Genomic DNA, 19,009 nt, shown 5'->3' on the forward strand with positions numbered 1-19,009 from the left:
ACCGTTACACCCAGGTTCGTACCGGTGACTGTGATGGTGTCTGTCTGAGAGTCTCCGGCCCTGCCGGTGAACGGTCCGGTGAACGTGCACGGGGCGCTGCTGGTCCCCGGTGCCAGGATGACGCCGACCAGCGCTCCGCAGGTGCTACCCGGCCTGGTGGCCAGGTCGCCGTAGACGTTGTCGGTGAGGCTGGTGATCGTGACCGGTTGAAGCGTGCTCGGGTTCGACACCTGCGCGGTGAAGGTGAAGGTCCCACCTGGCTCGACCTGCGTCAACGGGCTCGCCACCTTCGTGACTGCTATCTGCGGCGCCGCCGGCGTGAGGGTCACGGTGGCCCGCGCGGTGGCGGTGACGGTGGTGCCACGGTTGGAGCCCGTGACCGTGACGGTGTCGGTCTGTGTGGCCCCGGCCCTGCCGGTGAACGTTCCGGTGAAAGAGCAGGGAGCGCTGCTCGCACCCGGTGCTAGGGTGGTCCCGATCAGCGTCCCGCAGGTGCTGCCCGGCCTGGTGGCCAGGTCACCGTAGACGTTGTCGGTCAGAGTGTCGATCCTGACCGGTTCCAGCGTGCTCGGGTTGGACACCTGCACGGTGAAGGTGAAGGTTCCACCTGGCTCGACCTCGGTCAACGGGATCGCCACCTTCGTCACCGCTATCTGCGGCGGTGCCGGTGTCAGGGTTACGGTGGCCTGCGCGGTGGCGGTGGCAGTGACGCCGAGGTTCGAACCGGTGACCGTGACGGTGTCGGTCTGAGTGGCCCCGGCCGTGCCGGTGAACGTTCCGGTGAAAGAGCAGGGAGCGCTGCTCGCACCCGGTGCCAGGGTGGTCCCGATCAGCGTCCCGCAGGTGCTACCCGGCCTGGTCGCCAGGTTGCCGTAGATGTCGTCGGTCAGAGCGTCGATCCTGACCGGGGTGGTTGTGCTCGGGTTGGAGACCTGCGCCGTGAAGGTGAAGGTTCCGCCCGGTTCGACTCGGCTCAACGGGCTCGCGACCTTGCTCACCGCAATCGTGGGTGGCGGGGCGGGCGTGATGGTCACCGTGGCCTGCGCCGTGGCGGTGACAGTGAGGCCAGCGTTCGAACCCGTAACCGTGACGGTGTCCGTCTGGGAGGCGCCTGCTGTGCCGGTGAATGTTCCGGTGAACGTGCAGGGGGCGCTGGTCGCCCCCGGTGCTAATGTGACTCCGATCAGCGTCCGACAGGTGCTACCTGCTCTGCTCGCCAGGTCGCCGTAGATGTTGTCGACCAGGCTGTTGATGGTGACAGGGGTGGTTGTGCTGGGGTTGGTCACCTGCTCGGTGAAGGTGAAGGTTCCGCCCGGCTCAATCCGGCTGGTTGGGTTGGCGACCTTGGTCAGCCCGATCGTCGGCGGAGGCGCAGTGACGGTGACGGCCTCAGCCGGATCGGCACACGCTGACGCCGAGGCGGCGTAGTTCGCATCGCCGCTGTAGGTGGCGATCACCCGATAAGTTCCGGCCAGGGTCGGCGCAAACGGGTCTGAGACCGCCGTGCCGGAGCCGGTGACCGGGTTGGTCGAGGTGAACACAGGCGCCCCGCTGCATGTCCCGTTATTAGGGCCGTAGACGTCGAACGTCACCGTGCCAGTGGGCGCCGGCCCGCCAGCCGGCGGAGTCAGCGTTGCGGTGTCGCTGAAGGAGGCCGGGATGGTGATCGCGCCCGGCGCGACAGCCGTCCCGATCCCCACGTTGCTCACGATGGTGGGGATGGCCGTCCCCTGGCCGGTTCCCGGCTTAGGCGTAAGGCCGATGGTAGTGCCATTGACGAAGCCGATCTGTAAGGTCTGCGTACCGGGCGTATTAGGATCGGCGTCCAGAGTTGGCTTCTTGAGCACGTCATAGGTGAAATTGATGTCACAAGTGGACGCGGTCAGGTTGGTCGAGGGACCGAGAACTACCGAGCTGGCCGGGACGAACGTGTACTTGCCCTGAGTCGGGTCGCTCAGGATGATGGTGAACGGTATGCCCGCACACGCGGTGCCGGGGGCACCGATCCCGGTGGCACTCAGCCCAAATACGCCCGGATCGAGAGCCCCGAGCGGGCAATTGCCGGGGAAGCTCGGGTTCAGTGAGCCACAGCTCGGGACTAGCGTGATCGTGTCGAGGTGGAATAGCGCGGCCTGATCGGGGGGAGTCGATGTGTACACGATGTGGAGGTACCCTGGCTGCCCGCGGTCGCCCACGGCCAGCCCGCTGTTGAACGTCGGGACGACAAGCAGCCCGACACCCGCCAGCGCCGTCGAAGCGCCGCCGATCAGCACCCCGCCCACGGTGAGGGCAGCCACAACCAAGAGCAGCAATCGGCGCCGCGTTTTCAAGATCATCTCAGTCAATTCAAGTCCCCCTCAGCAGACGCTGGGCTTGACGCCTTTCCGCGGTTGATCGATTCGACCAGTCCCGCGTACTTTGGCTTGCGCCTTCCGGCAGATTAGTCGAATCTGACTGTATCACACACAGCGTTTAGCCGGCTCGCCTGGTGACCCTTCGAGACGGCAACGGCCGGTCAGGCATCGATCAGTGCGAGCATCGTGATCCAAATCAGGGATCGGATCGGTTCGATGCCATGCGCTTGATCTGAATAACGTCCGCCCTGGGCAGGGGTTGGTGGAAATCGGAGATAGCTTCTGAAAGCCGTGCCACCGGGACCGGCTCCCACTCCGCTGTCCCGCCCGTCTGGCGTTCCTCGACCGGCTCTGACATAGCCTGAGCTGAGGTGTCAGGCAGAGGGATCAGCCGCCAGGTTTCTTCGGGGTCGGCTTGGGGGTTGGAGTGCCGGAGCTGATCGCCCAGGCCGGCAGGGCGGGTGGTGTCATGCCCGGCTTCGTGCCGGGCATCAGGTAGATGCCGCCCTGCTGGTCCAAGCCCGGAGGCGGACCGTACCACTCGTCCTTGGGCGCGTTCAGCGTCTCCAGGCCCGCGGCCATGAAGTTGTGGAACGCCGGGGAGGCGGCGAAGATAGCGTCGAAACCCTGCTGCATGGGTGTGGAATTCGTGTTGCCGAACCAGAAGGCGCTGGCCAGGCTGGGCGAGTAGCCGACAGTCCAGGCGTCCTTGAAATCGTCTGTGGTACCGGTCTTGCCCGCGATGCGCCGATCGGGCAGCGTCAGGACTCCCCGCGGGAAGGTCGGCACCCGGTTGTTGTCGTCGGACATGATCGTGGCCATGATGAATGCCACCCGCGGATCGAGCACCTGCTTGGCTTCCTTCGCCGGGTCGACGACAAATACGTCCTTGCCCTCCGCCGTCTTTACTGTCTGGATGCCGTACGCCGGGTGATAGACACCCATGGCCGCGATGGTGGCGGCGCCGTTGGCCTGGGAGAGCACTGTCTCGGACACGCTGCCGAGCGTTGTGCTTATCGGATAGGAGTCGGCCGGCGCCTTGTAGTCATAGGTGCCGTCGGCACGCGGGTACCCCGGAGGAGCTCCCGCCCGACGCGCCACGTCGACCACCTTGTCCAGTCCCACCCCGAGTTCCACCTTCACTGCTGGAATGTTTAGCGAGTTGCCCATACAAGCCTGCAGAGCGCAGGTGCCGTGGAGGCGGTGATCGTAGTTCTCTGGCTTCCAGTCCGCCTGCCCGGGCTGCTTTACGGCTACCGCCGTGTCGGCGATTGGCGTGGTCGCACTGAACTTCTGGCTCTCGATGGCGGCTGTATAGGTCCAGATCTTCATCGAGGAGCCCGGGTTGCGCGGTATCACCGCCATGTTGTACTCATGGCCGGGACCGTTCGGGTCGGCCGCGCCGACCATCGCGATCACCGCACCCGACCGGGGATCGATGGCCGCCATCGCGCCCTGGCTCATGTTTTTGCTGCGGTCCGCGTTCACATTGTCAAGCGAGATCTTCTCCGCCTGCGCCTGCAGCGCTCGGTTGAGGGTCGTCGTCACCCGCAGCCCTCCGTCGTAGGTGGCAGCGCGGCCGTACCTCTGGATCAGCTGGCCGATCACCCAGCCGGTGAAGCCGGGCGGACCCTGCACCATTGGCGTGGGCCTGAACATGTGGTTCGGCGGCGTCAGATCCTCGTTGTAGGCCTGGTCGGCTGCATCGCGGGTGGTCAGGCTATTGCGGACCATGGCATCCAGCACCTGGCTCTGTCTGAACTTCGCCTGATCCCAGTTCCGGAAGGGGTCGTTGACGTTGGGGTTCTGGGGAATTCCCGCCAGCATCGAAGCCTGGGCTAGGTCCAGGTCCTTCGTCTCCTTGTGGAAGTACAGCTTGGCGGCCGCCGCCGCGCCCAGGGCGTTGTTGCTGTAGTGGATGGTGTTTAGGTACAGCTCCAGAATCTGCTGTTTGGAATAGCTGTGGTCGAGCTGCACCGCCAGCACTGCTTCCTTGGCCTTCCGCTCGATCGACGGCTCGTTGCCGACCAGCCTCAGCTTGACCAGCTGCTGCGTGATGGTGGACGCGCCCTGCACCACGCCGTGCTGGCGCCAGTCGATCCACGCGGCACGGGCGATGCCTGTCGGGTCGATACCCTGCTCCTTGTAGAAGTTGGCGTCCTCGATCGCGACAGTGGCACTGGGCAGGAGGCTGCCCATGGCGGGCAGCGTCTGGTAGTAGCGCTGCGCGCCCGGCTCGTGGATGTCGGCGAGCTGGGTGCCGTCGGCCGCGTAGATGATCGTGTCCTCGGGCAGCGCCTGGGTGGTGATGCCGTGAACGTCGGGCAGCGTGGAGGCGAAGTTGATGAACGTCATCGACCCGCTCATGAAGCCCACCACCGCCGCCAAGAGGACGATGGCCAGCTTGATCAGCGGCGAGGCGATCGTCTCCGTCTCAAAGGGCCGCAGCACGGGATTCGTGAGCTGATGCCAGGCGGCGACCGCCCCGCCCTGGGCCGCACTCGCCCGGAGCCTCCGGCCGCGGCTGTCAGTGAGAGGCTCCCGTCTCGGCGCCGCCCGCTGCGACTGCCGCAGCTCGTAGCCGAAGGCGTTCCCGACTCGGCGTGCGGTGGTCAGCGCGCTGGTGGCAGCAGGCGAGCCTAGAAACCGCTCGCGCAGGCGCGCTTCGTGGCGGTCGTACCACGCGCGCCAGCTCTCAGTGCCGGCGATGCTCATTTTCTATCCTTGTCAGCGGTTTCAAGTGGCGCAACCAGACGATCGAGCGGAGACAGGCCCGGCCGAAACCGTGCTGAAGTCCGCCCTTGCCGGAGTCTCAGCCCAGCGACTTTTGCTTGTTTCAGACTACGACGGAACCCTGGCCGACATCGTTTCCGATCCTGCTGAGGCTCTGCCGTGGGCCCAATCGCTCAGCGCCCTAGGCCGATTGACCCAGCGGCTGGGCCGGGTCGTGATCCTGAGCGGCCGCTCCAACGGGGACCTGAAGCGCTTCCTGCCGGTGCCGGGACTTGTCCTCCGCGGCGACTACGGACTGGCCGAGCCAAACGCGGCTGAGCTGGAGGCCCTGAGCCGCTTGGAGCAAGCTCTCCGGCCCGAACTGCCCCCAGGCTGCCGGCTTGACCGGAAGCCGGCCTCGCTGAGCGTTCATCACCGCGCGGCGCCGGCCGCAGGAGAGCACCTGCAGGACCTGGTGCACCACTTGGCAGATCCCGCGCTCCTGCGCTGGCGTCCGGGACGGCTGGTGATCGAGGTTATGCCCGCCCGCGCTGAAAAGGGACTGGCACTTCGCGAGGAGATCGACACGCACAGGCCGGAGGCGGTGATCTTCGCTGGCGACGACACGGGTGACCAGCGCTGCTTCGAGATCACCTCCGGGCTGAGCCTTCCCCACCTTGCGATCGGGATCCGCTCGGCTGAGGCCCCGCCGGAGCTCTTCCAAGCCTGCGACCTCGTGCTGGAGCGGCCGGCCGACTGGGGCCGGCTGCTCACTCGCCTGGCTCTCTGGGCGGAGGCACCAGGTCCCGGAGATCGCGCAGCTGGAGGCTGAGCCAGCGACCGATGTCGTTGGTTGCGACCTGCTCTTTGATCGCATTCCGCCGCTCCGCCCGCTCCCGCCGCGACATCTTGAGGCCGGCGTGCAGAGCCTCCGCCGTGTCGCCCACGTCGAAGGGATTGACAGTCAGCGCCCACTGCCCGAGCTCCTCATGAGCGCCGGCATTCTCGGAAAGGACCAGCGCGCCGTCGAACGCGCTCAGCACCATGCCCTCCTTGGCGACCAGGTTCATGCCGTCGTAGATGGGATTGACCAGCAGCACGTCGAAGTCCTGGTACAGCGCCAGTGCCCTGCGCATGCTCTCACCCAGCTCGAGCCGGATCGGCTGCCAGCTCTTGCGCCCGAAACGGTCATTGATCCGAGTCGCCGTCCGCCTGATCTCGCGCAGGTAATCGCGGTAGGCGTCGATGTCCTGCCGCGACGGCTGCAGGAAGGCATAGAACTGGACTCGGCCGTGCCACTCGGGGTGCCGCTCCAAGAGCAGCTCGTAGGCGAGAAAGCCGCGCACGACGTTCTTGGAGGGGTCGGTGCGATCGACGCGCACTATGAGTTTCTCGGGGCGGTCCTGGCGGATCGCTTCCCGCTCCTTGGTCACCCCCGCGGCTGCCGCCTGCCTTTCCAGCCCGGGAACGTCGATGGAGATCGGATAGGACCGCACCCAGACGACGCGGCCCGCATGGAGCACCGCCCGCTCTCGGTGGTCCACCCGCAGGCCCATCAGCTCCTCGCAGCTCATGAGAAAGTTGCGCACGTCCAGGTTGGACTGGAAGCCGATCAGGTCGTTGCCCAGAATGCCTTGGAAGATCGCGTCGCGCATGGACTTGGGCAGCACCTTCCAGTAGTTGGGCGTCGGCCAGGGGATGTGGATGAACTGCTGCAGCGCGGCCTGCGGCAGCTTCGCCCGGATCAGCTGGGGCGCTATGTAGAGCTGGTAGTCCTGGGTCAGGATCAGTGGGGGCTTCTCCACCTGTCGGGCGACCTCCACCACCTTCCTGGCGAACGCCTGGTTGACTGCCACATAGCCGTCATCCCAGGCAGACCAGGTCTCGGCGTCTATCACCGGTTCGCGGATCAGCCCCCAGAGGTAGTGCTGCAGGAACCAGAGCAGGGGATTGGCAATTACCGAGTAGTAGCGGCGGTAGGCCTCCTCGTCAGTGACCACGTAATGGATCTCGCTGCCGCCAGGCGCGTGCCCCTCGGCAGGCTCGCGGCCGGCGAGCTCTCGCTCGGCGGGACTGCGAGCAGCGGCCACCCAGGGCGCTCCAGTCGCCTCGGCCACCGTGATGAGCGCCGTGACCAAGCCGCCAGAGCCCTTCTTCATGGTGCCCTTGGGACCAGGCTCGAAGGGGGCACGGTTGCTGACCACGAGGGGCGACCAGGGCTTGAGCACCCTCGCCGTGTACTCGCGCATCGACTCTTCGGCGCTGGAGGTGCGGCTGGGCTTTTCGGCCGCACCTCTAGGCTGCGCCGGCGGCGAGCTGAGCTTCGGCAAGGCCGCTCGAATGCTACCCAGCCAGCCGTGCAAGCGGAACCTGCCCCTCCGTACCGGGCGGCCGGCTTAGCTGTCCAATCCGCGGGTACTTGAGGCGCTTTCTGGGTGGAGTGGTCCTCCCCCCGCGGCTGCGGGGGGGGGGAGGTGGGGGCCCCCCAGCCGAATGGACTCAGATAGTCGGCGATGGTCTCAATGACACCTTCGAGGTTCTCATCAATTTCCGCCACCCAGAACCTCAGCACCCGAAAGCCCATCTGGCCCAGCCAGTGATCTCGCCTCGCGTCGTAGACGAGCTGATCGCCGTGGTGGTCGCCGTCGACTTCGAGCACAAGCCTTGCGTCCAAACTGACGAAGTCGGCGAAGTAGGGGCCAAGCGGAACCTGGCGGCGAAACTTGCGTCCCGGCAGCTGCCGGCTGCGCAGGCGGGACCAGAGCCGCCATTCGGTCCTGGACATCTCCCGCCGCAGCACCTGGGCGCGCTGATGCCGAGCAGCTCGATGGAGACGAGTTTGACGATCCATGGACGCAAGCTCTCACCGTGAGCCCGGCCGCCGCAAGTCAGGCCGTTAGCGCCCCCTCCTCACCCCCCCCCGCGGCGCGGGGGGAGGACGACTCCACCTAGGAGCGCCTCAACTACTCGGGGATCGAACAGGCTGAACCGCCTCTGCTCAGTGGCTCGGCGGGCTGCCGACGAAGAAGAAGGAGATCGCCATGATCACGTAGGCGCCCAGCAGCTGCAGCCCCTCCAGCCAGTTGCTGCGGCCGTCGAGAGAGATCAGGCCGACGATGATCGTGGAGAGGCCCACAGCTGCGATCTCGAAGGGGCTGAAGACGAAGTCCATGGGGCGCGATATGACCAGGCTCACGAAGATGAGCAGAGGGGCGACGAACATGGCGATCTGCGCCGACGAGCCGAACACTATCTCCATCGTCACGTCGGCCTGGTTTTTCCAGGCAAAGCCCACCGCCGACGCGTGTTCCGCTGCGTTCCCGATGACAGCCACCACGAAGATGCCGACGAAGACCTTGGTGAAGCCGACGGCGGCGATGGTGGGCTCCAGGCTGGTAACCAGCAGCTCGGACTCCACTCCCACAACGACGCCCGACGCCACAAGGATGAGCAGCGCCTGGCGACGGCCCCACTCGGGGGCCTCATCGGCCTCGGCAGCACGGAACAGATGAGCGTGGGTGACCTGGGTGTAGATCAGCGTGGCGACATAGAGCAGGATCAGCACCCCTGCCACCACCACGCTGACGATCTCCCTCTCCGTGCCTGTTGTGCGGTCGGTGCTGACGAAGATGGCAGGCATGACCAGCGCGAGCACTGCCAGCAGCAGGCTGGCGGTCTGCAGGCCGGCGCTGCGAGCGGAAAAGCGCAGCTCCTTGTGGCGGAGCCCGCCGATGAAGAGAGAGGCGCCCAAGACGAGAACCAGGTTGCCGATGATGGAGCCGATGAGCGAGGCCTTGACCACCTCGACCTCGCCCGCGGCCACGAGCAGCACGCCGATGATCATCTCGGTCAGGTTCCCGAACGTCGCGTTCAAGAGCCCGCCCACCCTCGGTCCCGAGTGCGCGGCGATCGAACCGGTGCTGCGACCGACCAGGCCGGCCAGCGGAACGATGGCGATCGCGCAGGTGATGAAGACGAGCAGCGGCGACCCGTGGGCCAGGTCTATCGCCAGGGAGACGGGCACGAAAACCAGCAGCCAGTACAGGTTGGGGCGCAGCACTGCTCAAGAAATCTAGGCTGAGACCGATGCTGAACGTCCGCCGGCTGGCCGCCATCGACATGCAGCTCCACGGAACGCGGGTCATTCTCTGGGAGTTCGGGCTGGGCGCTGGCCTCTGTGTGGCGTTTGGGGTGCTGAGTGTGGCGCTGGGAGTCCGGCTGCTCAGGTACGGTCTCAACTGGCAGCTCTTCTTGGGCCTCGGCTTGTTGTCAGTCGGCGTTAACTACTTGCCTCTTGTGATCCACGGCCTGGACCTGGCCAGGCGCGGCACAGTGCGAGAGGAGGCAGGCCTGGACACGAGTCCTGACGCTGCCCGCAGGTATACGGTGCTGCAGCTCTGGCTGTTGGTCCCGTTTGCCCTGGTCGCTCTGGCGCTCGCCCAACGCAGCCAGCGCTGAGCAGGCGCCAGCGAGTGATCGGCCGAGGGCGCGAGGCCGGCGGGCCCAGTCCGGTCCGTTCGTACCATAGGCGGGTGTTGCCGAGGCCGGAGCTCGAGAACGTGCTGGTCGAGTTGCGCGAGCACGTCGCCACAGTGACGCTCAACCGGCCCGAGCAGCGCAACCCGCTCTCGGCGGCGATGCTGACCGACCTCCGCCAGGCCCTGGAGTGGTGCCAGAAGACGCCTGCCGTCCGGGTGATCGTCCTCACCGGCGCCGGCGACCGCGCCTTCTGCGCCGGGGCCGATCTGGCCGCGTTCCAATCCCAGGCGCCGGCCTTGCAGCAGCACCACGAGCGCCGGCTGTTCGTGGAGGTCTTTCTGCTGCTCCAGGAGTTGGGCAAGCCTGTGTTGGGCAGGATCAACGGCCACGCGCTCGCCGGCGGCTTCGGCCTCGCCTGCGGCTGCGATCTGCTGCTCGCTGTCGAACGCGCGAGCTTTGGCACGCCCGAGATCAACGTGGGCGTCTGGCCGGCGATGATCCAGGCCATCCTGCAGCGCAACCTGCCCCGCAAGACGCTGCTCGAGATGATGCTGCTGGGCGAGCGCTGGAGCGCTCGGCGCCTGCACGAGCTGGGTCTGGTGAACCGAGTGCTGCCCACGCTGGAGGAGCTGGACGCCGCCGTGAGCGAGATGGCCGGCCGCCTGGCCAGCCGTTCGCCCGAGGTGCTGCGGCTCGGCCGCGACTCCTTCTACCGCCAGCAGGACCTGGAGTTCCGAGCCGCCCTTGACTATCTGCAGTCGCAGCTGACTCTGGTCAGCCTCAGCGACGATGCGCGCGAGGGCGCAAAGGCGTTCCTCGAGAAGCGCGAACCCCGCTTCGGCAGCGTTGAGGAGAGCTGATTTGCACGGCGATCTGAAGCAGCGGCAGCAGACCCTGCGCGACCAGGCCCTGCGCGGGGGCGAGCGGTACCTGCCCAAGCTGAAAGAACAGGGCAAGCTGCCGGTTCGCGAGCGCCTCGACCTGCTGCTGGACCCGGGCTCGTTGGTGGAAGACGGTCTCTTCGCCAATGCGCTCGCCCAGGACCTGCCCGCCGACGGCGTGGTCACCGGACTGGGCCGGATCGACGGCCGGGAGGTGGCGGTCATGGCCAACGACCCCACTGTGAAGGCGGGCTCCTGGGGGGCGCGGACAGTCGAGAAGATACTTCGCATCCAGGAGCAGGCTGCCCGGCTGCGGCTGCCGCTGTTCTATCTCGTCGACTCGGCAGGCGCCCGCATCACCGACCAGGTGGACATGTTCCCCGGTCGCCGCCACGCCGGCCGCATCTTCTTTAACGAGGTCCGCCTCTCGGGCCGGGTGCCGCAGATCTGCCTTCTCTTCGGTCCCTCGGCGGCGGGCGGCGCCTACATCCCTGCCTTCTGCGACGTGGTCATCATGGTCGAGGGCAACGCCTCCATGTACCTGGGCTCTCCACGGATGGTCCAGGTCGTCGTCGGCGAGAAGGTTTCGCTGGAGGAGCTGGGCGGCGCGCGCATGCACTGCACGGAGAGTGGCTGCGGCGACTTTCTGGTCCCCGACGACGGAGCCGCCATTCAGCTGGCGCGGGACTACTTCGCCTACCTGCCCCAGAACCACACTCTGGCCCCGCCCCCGATCGAGTCGCGAGAGCCCCGCGCTGCTGCCAAACCGATAGGAGAGCTGGTCCCGCTGGAGCCGCAGCGCGGCTACGACATGCGCAAGGTGATCGAGGCCCTGGTGGATGAGGGCAGCACGCTGGAGATCAAAAAGCTCTTCGCGAAGGAGTTGATCACTGCCTTCGCGCGCTTGAACGGAAAGGTCCTCGGGATCCTCGCCAACCAGCCCATGCAGAAGGGTGGCGTGCTCTTCGGCGACAGCGCCGATAAAGCGGCCCGCTTCATCTGGCTCTGCGACGCCTTCAACCTGCCGCTGCTGTTCCTGACCGACGTGCCAGGCTTCATGATCGGCACTGACGTCGAGAAGCGGGGCATCATCCGGCACGGGGCCAAGATGATCACAGCCGTGTCCGAAGCCAGCGTGCCCAAGATTTCGGTGATCGTGCGCAAGGCCTATGGCGCCGGCCTCTACGCAATGGCAGGTCCCGCCTTCGAGAGCGACTGCGTGATCGCACTACCGTCGGCCCAGATCGCCGTCATGGGTCCCGAGCCGGCGATCAACGCAGTGTTCTTCAACAAGCTGGCGGAGCTGGAGGAGCCGGAGCGGACAGCGCGGCGGCGGCAGCTGGAGGAGGAGTACCGCCAGGACGTGGACCTCTACAAGCTGGCCTCCAACCTGGTGGTCGACGACGTGGTTGAGCCCGAGCGCCTGCGCGAGCAGCTGATCAAGCGCTTTGCCTTTTACACCTCGCGCTTCGAGCCTCCGCTTGACCGCAAGCACGGGGTACCGCCTGTCTGAGCAAGATGGCGTCTCTCCCCCGCGAAGTCGGGGGAGTACCCGGCCGTGGCCTGGGGAGGGGGTCCCGCGAAGTCGGTGAGCTCCAAAAGGATGGCATCCAGGACCTCGTCCAACCTACTCAAGACGTCATCTGCGGCGAACCGGAGCACCTGGAAGCCGTGACGCGTTAGCCAGGCGGTCCGTCTACCGTCGTACTCCACTCGAGCATCGTGAGCAGGGCCGTCGATCTCGATCAACAGCCGGGCTGGAAGCAGGCGAAATCGGCGATGTAAGGACCGATGGGCGCCTGCCGCCGGAAGCGGTGGCCGCCAAGCCGCTGACCGCGTAAGCGAGACCACAGCAGCAGTTCGACTCCAGTCATGCTGCGGCGGAGCGTTCTCGCTCTTTGACCGAAGTGCCCACCATTGGGAGGATGTACCGGGCGGGTGCGCGGGCTGAATCCCGGTGGTTAAGTACGAGAGCTTCAGGGACCCCCTCCCCCGGCTCCGCCGGGTACTCCCCCGACTTCGCGGGGGAGAGACGCCTCTTGAAAGCTTCAGCCGGTCAGCTTTCGCTTCTGCGGGTAGATGGTCTCGCCTCGGGCGAGCATGGCGACGTACTGCTCAAGGCGACGCGCCCGCGTGTCAGCGCGCTTGGCCGCATCGAGCCTGTACACAACCGCGTAGCGGTTCTGGCTGGTCAGTATCTCGAACATGGCTCGCGCGCGAGGCTCTGCTGCCAGTGCGGCGGCCAGGTCGCACGGCACCTCGGTGCTGGCCTGGCCGGCGTAGGCGGCTGCCCAGCGGCCGTCGGCTTTGGCTCGCGCCACTTCAGCCAGCCCCGCCGGACGCATCCGCCCCTCGGCCGTCAACCGGGCGACGCTGCCGACGTTGCGGCTCGACCACCCGCTGCGCGCTCGGCGAGGAGTGAAGCGCTGCAGGTAGGTTGACTCGTCACGGCGACGGACCTGACCGTCGATCCAGCCCTGGCAGAGAGCTTCCTCGAGCGCCTGGTCATAGCTGAGGCTGGTCGGCTCGATAGTGCCCTTCTTGGCCAGAACCAGCCACACTCCTGTCGGGTCGCCCTCATGGGCGGCGAGCCACCCCCGCCACGCGACTGCATCGGCGACGATCAGCTCGGCCAGCTCGCTGCTCATGGCCATCGCGCTCTAAGCCGGCTGGAGCCGGTCGGCCAGGTAACGGAGCGCCAGCGGGTAGCGATATTCGATGGCGCCGTGGCCACCGTCGAACAGCTCGAAATGAACGTCACCCACCCCCAGCGCGGCCAGCTCGCGCCGAAAGGCTTCGGCGCCCAGATCGAGGTTGAACTCATCCTTCCGGCCGGCGTCGATGTAGACGCCGCGCAGCGACCGCAGCGCCTCCGCCCGGCGCGAAGCCAGCCGAACCGGGTCCCAGGCGAGCCAGCGCTCCCACACCTCCGGCAGGAGCCGACCGGTGCTCGTGTCGAAAGGCAGCGTCACCTCGCCTGACGGCTCCGCAGAGTAACAGGCGGCCATGCAGTAGGTGTTGACCAGCTCGGCATCGTGGGGCTTGGTCATGGCGGGTCGCGAATGGAAGTCCTGCCAGAAGCGCTCGTAGGAGCCTTCGTAGTGGTCGCGCAGCGCCCGCGCCACCACTGCAAACTCCGGCTGGTAACAGACCTCGAACAGCGCGTCGCCGGCGTGGGTGGCGAGAGCGCCGAAGACGTCGGGGCGCAGCATCGGCGTCACCATGGCGCCGTAGCCGCCGCTGGACTTGCCGCTGATGCCGCGGTGCTCGGGCGCGGCCAGCGTTCGGTAGCGCGAGTCCACCCAGGCCACCACCTCCTCACAGAGGTAGGTGTGATAAAGACCGGTGCCCGGCGAGTCGAGAAACTGGCTGCCGCCGTACGAAGTCCAGGCGTCCACGAAGACGAGCAGGCAGGGCGGCACCCCGCCGCCAGCGAAAAGCTGGTCAGCCAGCTCGGGATAGCTGCGCCTGAAGGCTGTGCGGTTGGCCCACATGTCGACCTGGCCGGTCATGCCCTGGATCACGTAGATGCTGGGATAGCGACGGTCGGGCTCATCGTCGTAGCCAGGCGGCCGGTAAACCCAGACGGGGCGTGTGGCCGGGTCGGCAAGCGGATTGCCGCGCAGCGCTTGGCTCTCCAGCCAGAGCTTCTCCAGCCTTCCCTGCCAGTCGATCGACCAGGGTTCGCCCACCGTCAGCGCATGGTAGCTGTGGTCGGGCCAGCGAGTGCCGTCCGAGCGGCTGGCGCCGGTCCGCTCAGGAGGCCCGGGCCTCCGCCAGCGAGCGCGGAAACCGGGTCGGCGAAAAGCTGATTGCTCCCGCCGGCACCAGCCAGGGCAGTACGAGCACCGAGTACCTACCGGCGAGCACTGCGGGATCTCGCTCCAACGCCTCCTGCGCCTTCTGCGGCTCAAGGCGCAGGATGCTCAGGCCCCGGTTCGGCCCACCGTCCGGCGGACGCAGCGGACCGGCAGCCAGCAGGAGGCCTGCCTCATGCAGCTGGGCCAAGTGGTCCATGTGCGCGTCCTGCAGCTCGTCCTCAGCCTGCGCGTCAAGAACCGGCGCATCCGGTCTGAGCAGCAAGAGCCCGATGCTGAAACTGTCGAATTCCATGCCGGCGATGTTAGTTGCTCTCGCGGCGAAGGAAGTCGACGGATTCCTCCTCGCCATTCCAGGTCACGAAGGTTCGCGCCGGCTCCGTGCGCGCCACCTTCCGCCCGCGACGCAGCACCAGGCGCCGGCGCGGCACCAGCCGGATGGCGTCAAACTCACTCGGCGCCTCGAAGACGACAAGGTTGGCGGGCATTCCCACCTCCAGGCCATAGCTCTCCAGGCCCAGGGCGGCAGCCGGGGCGCTGGTCACCATCTCGATCAGCCGGGGGATCTCCTCGGCGCCCGACATGTGGCCGTAGTGCGCCAGCACAAAGGCCGCCTGCAGCGGGTCCCCATAGCCCAGTGGGTACCAGGGATCCATGACCGAGTCGTGGCCGATGCAGACATTCACCCCGGCGGCCTGCAGCTCCTTGACCCGGGTATGTCCGCGCCGCACCGGATAGCTGTCGAAGCGCCCCTGGAGCACCGAGTTGTCGAGCGGGTTCGTGACCATGTGCATGCCTGAGCGGGCGATGTTGTGGACCACCCGGTGGGCGTAGGCCTGGTTGTAGGAGTGCATGGCTGTCGTGTGGCTCGCGGTGACCCGGCCGGCCATGTCCAGGCGGATCGTTTCGGCGGCCATTGTCTCCACAAAGCGTGAGTGGTCGTCGTCAGTCTCGTCGCAGTGAATGTCGACGCGCAGCCCGTGCTCGGCCGCAAGCTGGAAGGCGAACTTGACAGAGTCGACGCCCAGCTCCCGGGTGAGCTCATAGTGCGGGATCCCTCCTATGACGTCGGCTCCAGCGTCGACCGCTTTGCGCATCAGCTCCTGGCCGCCGTCGAAGGAGAGGATGCCCTGCTGGGGGAAGGCGACCAGCTGCAGATCCATCTGGTCGCCGATCTCCTCTCGCACCTCGACCAGGGCGTGCAGCGCCGTCAGCTGAGGATCGCAGACGTCGACGTGGCTGCGCACGTGCTGGACACCGTTGGCCAGCTGCCAGCGCAGCACCTGGCGGACTCGGGTTTTCACGTCCTCGCTGGTCAGGGTCTTCACCCGCTCCGCCCAGATGGCTATGCCTTCGAACAGTGAGCCGCTCAGGTTCTGGCGCGGCTGCCCAACTGTGAGCACGGCGTCGAGATGGATGTGGGGCTCTACCAGCGGCGGCGTGGCGAGCAGGCCGCCCAGCTCGATGACCTCACGAGCCTCCGACTCGGGCTCCCGCCAGTGGCCGTCGCGGACGCCGAGAGTGGCCGGCTCGGCACGGCCGGGAAGTCTCGCATTGCGGAGCAGCAGATCAAGCACCCAGTGGACTCTATCTCTCGCTGGCAAGAAGAACGCCAAACAGTTACTATCCGGGCGACCGGAACGTGCCGGCGCCGTGACCATAAGCACTTAGGGAGCAGAACTGGATGGCCACCACCGAGCAGCTGGACATAAGCGGCGTCCCGATTCGAGAGGGGACGTACGGAACGAAGGTCATGGCGGTCGAGCCGGGCGGCGTCGAGTACATCGCCGACTCTGAGCGCCACGGTCGCCCCTTCGACCTCTTCACCACCTGGGTCTCGCCCAACATGGAGTTCGCCACGGTGTTCGTCGGAGTGCTTCCCGTCGCCTTCTTCGGCATGGGCTTCGCCGACGCCGCGGTGGCCATCATCCTGGGGACCGCGCTGGGCTCTCTCACCCACGCCATCCTCTCCAGCTGGGGGCCGAAGTTCGGCGTGCCTCAGATGGTGCAGGCGCGCGGCGCCTTCGGCTTCCTGGGCAACCTCCTCCCCGCCGGCCTCAACACGTTTACAGCCAACGTCGGCTGGTTCATCGTGAACAGCGTCAGCGGCGCCTTCGCCCTCAGCACGCTGTTCGGCCCCGTGCTGCACTGGTTCGACCTGCCCTTCTGGCTCTCCTTCCTGATCATCGTGCTGGCCCAGGTGGCGGTGGCTTTCCTGGGCCACAACCTCGTCCACCGCTTCGAGCGGATCGCCTTCCCGGTTCTGACCATCGTCTTCGTGGTCTCAGCCGTCCTCATCTTCAGCCAGGCGAACCTGGGCCAGGGCATCAACGGCAAGATCCAGGGACCGCTGGGCGAGACCGGAGCGTTCACGCTCACCTTCACGGCAGCCTTCGGCTACGCGGTGGGCTGGAACCCCTACGCCTCGGACTACACCCGCTACCTGCCGCGCAGCACCGACCGGTTCATGACAGGACTCTGGGCAGGGCTGGGCGTCTTCGTCTCCTGCGTCCTGCTGGAACTGGTCGGCGCCGCCCTAGTGACTGTGGCCGGGACCAAGTGGGGACCGAATGACATCCCGACCGCCCAGTTCATCAAACCGCTGCCTTTGGCGCTGCAGATCCTGGCGCTGCTTAGCATCGCACTCGGCACGGTTTCGGCCAACGTCATCAACATCTACAGCGGCTCGATGTCCTTCCTGACGCTCGGTATCAGGCTCACCCTTCACCAGCGGCGCGCCATCGTGGCGGTGGGCGCCGGCGTGATCGGCTTCGTCGTCGGCGTGGCGCTGCAGGCACAGGTCGGCCCGGGCAGCAAGTACGAGAGCTTCCTGCTGCTCATCGCCTACTGGATCGGCCCTTTCCTGGGCGTTGTGATCACCGACTACTTCCTCCGCCGCGGCCACTACGAGGAGCGGGAGTTCTTCGACACCGCCCGGCGGCCCTGGCAGGGCTTCGCGGCCATGGTCGCCGGGCTACTGGTCTCTCTGCCGTTCTGGAATGTCAGCGGCGTGTTCGTGGGACCGATCCCGAACGCCAACCCGGCGGTGGGTGACATCTCTTTCATCGTCGGAATGGTGGTGGCGGCGGCAGTGCACCTCCTGCTGAACCTGGGGTTGAGGCAGCGAACGGCGTCAGAAGCCGGCTTGTCCTAGCCTCTGCCTCCCCGCGTCGCGCTCAGCTGCTGCGCGAGGCGGGGTTCGACTTCGAAGTTGGCCTGAGCCGCGCGCGGGAGTGGCCGTACCCCGGCGGCGACCCGGCCGAGTACGCAGAGTCACTGGCGCGGGCGAAGGCGGCGGGCGCAGAGGGCGAGGTGGTGCTGGGCGCCGACACGGTGGTCGTGGTCGACGGCACAGTGCTCGGCAAGCCGACCGATCCTGACGACGGCGCAGCCATGCTGCGACGCCTCTCCGGTCGCACGCACGAGGTGATCACCGGTGTGGCTGTGCAGGACCGCGGCGCCATCCGCTGGGGTCACGCTCGCAGCCACGTTACGTTCCGGGCGCTCAGCTCAGCCGAGATCGTGGAGTATGTGACCAGCGGCGAGCCGCTGGGCAAGGCCGGCGCCTACGCGATTCAGGGCCGAGCGGCTCGGTTCGTCACCGAACTGGACGGGGAGTGGGACACGGTCGTCGGCCTGCCGCTGGGCCTGGTCCGGCGGCTGCTGCCGAAACGGGTGGGCGGCCTGATCGCCGACTGAGCCGCGTTCGTCCAGTGGCTCACGGTGACTGCCTGAGGTGCTATGGTGCGGGCTGCCGTGACACAGCCGCCCCCGCCCACCAATTGGCTGGAGCCGGGCCGCCCTGAGCCGATCCTCGTTTCCGCGGGCGACATCTCGTGCACCCAGCACCGAGTCATCACACCCAACGGCAGCTTTCCGCTCGCGGGCACCACGTGGCTCGGGTCCAACAACAGCGTCACCACGGAATCGATGCCCACCTACGCAGTGGTTCTGGCGGTGATCTTCTTCATCTTCTGCCTGCTCGGCCTGCTCTTCCTGCTCATCAAAGAAAGACGCACAACTGGTTACGTCCAGGTGACTGTTCAGGGGCCCGGTGTCTTCCACTCGACCCAGATCCCTGTCTCTTCACCCGCGCAGGTGCTGGACATCGAACAGCGGGTGAACTACATCCGAGGCTTGGTAGCCTCCTACAACTCGTAGCGCCCTCTCAGCTGTCTGCCAATTTGGTGACGGCCGTGACTGTGGCCCAGTTGCGCATCGTCATCGGCACCTTGAGCCGGTTCAAAGGTTGGCTGAGCGGCGACTGGTGCACATTTACCGTGTAGTCGAGGTAGAGCTCGCGCTCGCCCAGCGCGATCCGGTCGTCACCATGCCTGAGGCCGACTCGCTCCAGGGCGACCGGATCGGGCGCCTCGTCGAGAAAGGCCACGTGCAGGAGCTTGGTAGCGCTCACCCGAGAGGGGAAGGGATTCGCCGCAACCACTCGCTGTAGCTCCTGGGCGGTGCGCACAAAGACCCGAACGCTGAGCCCCAGCTCCCGCCTGAGTGCCTCCTCCAGCAACTCTCCAACCTGGGTCGCGTCAGCCGTCACGACGACGTTGCCACTCTGCAGGTAAGTGATCGCATCGTCGTGGCCCAGTTCCTTCACCACCCGGCGCAGGTCGGCCATCCCAAGCCGGTTGCGGGCTCCCAGGTTGATGCCCCGCAGGAGCAGCGCGCACCTCTGCCTCATAACCGCGCCGAGCATAACGACACGCGTCCGTGTCCGCGTTCGCCCGCCGACACGTAACCAGTGCCATGATCA

General features: G+C 66.7%; 16 protein-coding genes and 2 pseudogenes. 7 read left to right on the top strand and 11 right to left on the bottom strand.

Features of this window, described 5'->3' with window-relative positions:
* Together ACR2MZ_RS13615 and ACR2MZ_RS13620 are read right to left on the bottom strand one after the other, a co-directional pair.
* Positions 1–2,345 (bottom strand): hypothetical protein (locus ACR2MZ_RS13615; protein WP_475392958.1); only part of this gene is annotated, 2,345 nt, incomplete at its 3' end.
* A 396-nt stretch (positions 2,346–2,741) separates the two neighbouring features.
* Positions 2,742–5,069: a transglycosylase domain-containing protein gene (locus ACR2MZ_RS13620; RefSeq protein ID WP_434005589.1), complete on the bottom strand. Its 2,328-nt coding sequence runs from the start codon at positions 5,067–5,069 to the stop codon at positions 2,742–2,744.
* A gap of 112 nt (positions 5,070–5,181) precedes the next feature.
* On the opposite strand from ACR2MZ_RS13620, the gene otsB reads away from it, so the two are divergent.
* The gene (gene otsB, locus ACR2MZ_RS13625; RefSeq protein ID WP_434005590.1) at positions 5,182–5,898 is read left to right on the top strand and encodes a trehalose-phosphatase; all 717 of its coding nucleotides are present in this window, start codon (positions 5,182–5,184) and stop codon (positions 5,896–5,898) included.
* On the opposite strand, the gene ACR2MZ_RS13630 is transcribed toward otsB, so the two are convergent.
* The 3 genes and pseudogenes from ACR2MZ_RS13630 to cax form a co-directional block, all read right to left on the bottom strand.
* A complete protein-coding gene (locus tag ACR2MZ_RS13630; protein WP_434005591.1) occupies positions 5,837–7,396 on the bottom strand; it encodes an alpha,alpha-trehalose-phosphate synthase (UDP-forming) in 1,560 nt (519 codons plus the stop codon). The two genes, otsB and ACR2MZ_RS13630, sit on opposite strands and share 62 nt — an antisense overlap.
* Positions 7,397–7,629: 233 nt before the next feature.
* Positions 7,630–7,917: pseudogene (locus ACR2MZ_RS13635) on the bottom strand (endonuclease domain-containing protein); the annotation flags it as partial.
* Between the two features lie 147 nt (positions 7,918–8,064).
* A complete protein-coding gene (gene cax, locus ACR2MZ_RS13640) occupies positions 8,065–9,126 on the bottom strand; it encodes a calcium/proton exchanger (RefSeq protein ID WP_434005592.1) in 1,062 nt (353 codons plus the stop codon).
* A gap of 26 nt (positions 9,127–9,152) precedes the next feature.
* Here cax and ACR2MZ_RS13645 point away from each other — a divergent pair, with 26 nt between their 5' ends.
* The 3 genes from ACR2MZ_RS13645 to ACR2MZ_RS13655 all read left to right on the top strand — a co-directional run bounded on the left by ACR2MZ_RS13645 (position 9,153) and on the right by ACR2MZ_RS13655 (position 11,939).
* Entirely contained in the window at positions 9,153–9,524 is a 372-nt protein-coding gene (locus tag ACR2MZ_RS13645) for a hypothetical protein (RefSeq protein WP_434005593.1), read from the top strand.
* 77 nt (positions 9,525–9,601) lie between these two features.
* On the top strand, positions 9,602–10,405 hold the full coding sequence (locus ACR2MZ_RS13650) for an enoyl-CoA hydratase/isomerase family protein (RefSeq protein ID WP_434005594.1): 804 nt from the start codon (positions 9,602–9,604) through the stop codon (positions 10,403–10,405).
* Entirely contained in the window at positions 10,335–11,939 is a 1,605-nt protein-coding gene (locus tag ACR2MZ_RS13655; RefSeq protein ID WP_434005595.1) for an acyl-CoA carboxylase subunit beta, read from the top strand. The genes ACR2MZ_RS13650 and ACR2MZ_RS13655 overlap by 71 nt, the downstream gene beginning before the upstream one ends.
* A gap of 56 nt (positions 11,940–11,995) precedes the next feature.
* On the opposite strand, the pseudogene ACR2MZ_RS13660 reads toward ACR2MZ_RS13655, so the two are convergent.
* The 5 genes and pseudogenes from ACR2MZ_RS13660 to codA all read right to left on the bottom strand — a co-directional run.
* A pseudogene (locus ACR2MZ_RS13660) lies at positions 11,996–12,321 on the bottom strand (endonuclease domain-containing protein); the annotation flags it as partial.
* 153 nt (positions 12,322–12,474) lie between these two features.
* Positions 12,475–13,074 (bottom strand): YdeI/OmpD-associated family protein, encoded by a 600-nt coding sequence (locus ACR2MZ_RS13665; protein ID WP_434005609.1) that lies wholly within the window; start codon positions 13,072–13,074, stop codon positions 12,475–12,477.
* A 12-nt stretch (positions 13,075–13,086) separates the two neighbouring features.
* Positions 13,087–14,118 carry an alpha/beta hydrolase gene (locus ACR2MZ_RS13670; protein ID WP_434005596.1) on the bottom strand — a complete coding sequence of 344 codons (1,032 nt, stop codon included), beginning with the start codon at positions 14,116–14,118 and terminating at the stop codon, positions 13,087–13,089.
* A 64-nt stretch (positions 14,119–14,182) separates the two neighbouring features.
* Positions 14,183–14,539, bottom strand: coding sequence for a YciI family protein (locus ACR2MZ_RS13675; protein WP_434005597.1), 357 nt, complete (start codon positions 14,537–14,539; stop codon positions 14,183–14,185).
* 10 nt (positions 14,540–14,549) lie between these two features.
* A complete protein-coding gene (codA, locus tag ACR2MZ_RS13680; protein ID WP_434005598.1) occupies positions 14,550–15,821 on the bottom strand; it encodes a cytosine deaminase in 1,272 nt (423 codons plus the stop codon).
* A 107-nt stretch (positions 15,822–15,928) separates the two neighbouring features.
* Here codA and ACR2MZ_RS13685 point away from each other — a divergent pair, with 107 nt between their 5' ends.
* Genes ACR2MZ_RS13685 through ACR2MZ_RS13695 form a run of 3 tightly spaced genes read left to right on the top strand, consistent with a single transcriptional unit; the run spans position 15,929 to position 18,405 of the window.
* Positions 15,929–17,398, top strand: coding sequence for a purine-cytosine permease family protein (locus tag ACR2MZ_RS13685; RefSeq protein WP_434005599.1), 1,470 nt, complete (start codon positions 15,929–15,931; stop codon positions 17,396–17,398).
* Positions 17,399–17,427: 29 nt separating this feature from the next.
* On the top strand, positions 17,428–17,943 hold the full coding sequence (locus ACR2MZ_RS13690) for a Maf family protein (RefSeq protein ID WP_434005610.1): 516 nt from the start codon (positions 17,428–17,430) through the stop codon (positions 17,941–17,943).
* Positions 17,944–18,000: 57 nt separating this feature from the next.
* Positions 18,001–18,405, top strand: coding sequence for a hypothetical protein (locus tag ACR2MZ_RS13695; protein ID WP_434005600.1), 405 nt, complete (start codon positions 18,001–18,003; stop codon positions 18,403–18,405).
* Between the two features lie 7 nt (positions 18,406–18,412).
* Here ACR2MZ_RS13695 and ACR2MZ_RS13700 read toward each other — a convergent pair whose 3' ends face one another.
* Positions 18,413–18,937, bottom strand: coding sequence for a DUF1697 domain-containing protein (locus ACR2MZ_RS13700; RefSeq protein WP_434005601.1), 525 nt, complete (start codon positions 18,935–18,937; stop codon positions 18,413–18,415).
* Between the last annotated feature and the right edge of the window lie 72 nt (positions 18,938–19,009).

The organism is Candidatus Dormiibacter sp. (assembly GCF_050999135.1).
GTDB classification, from domain to species: domain Bacteria; phylum Chloroflexota; class Dormibacteria; order Dormibacterales; family Dormibacteraceae; genus Dormiibacter; species Dormiibacter spiritus.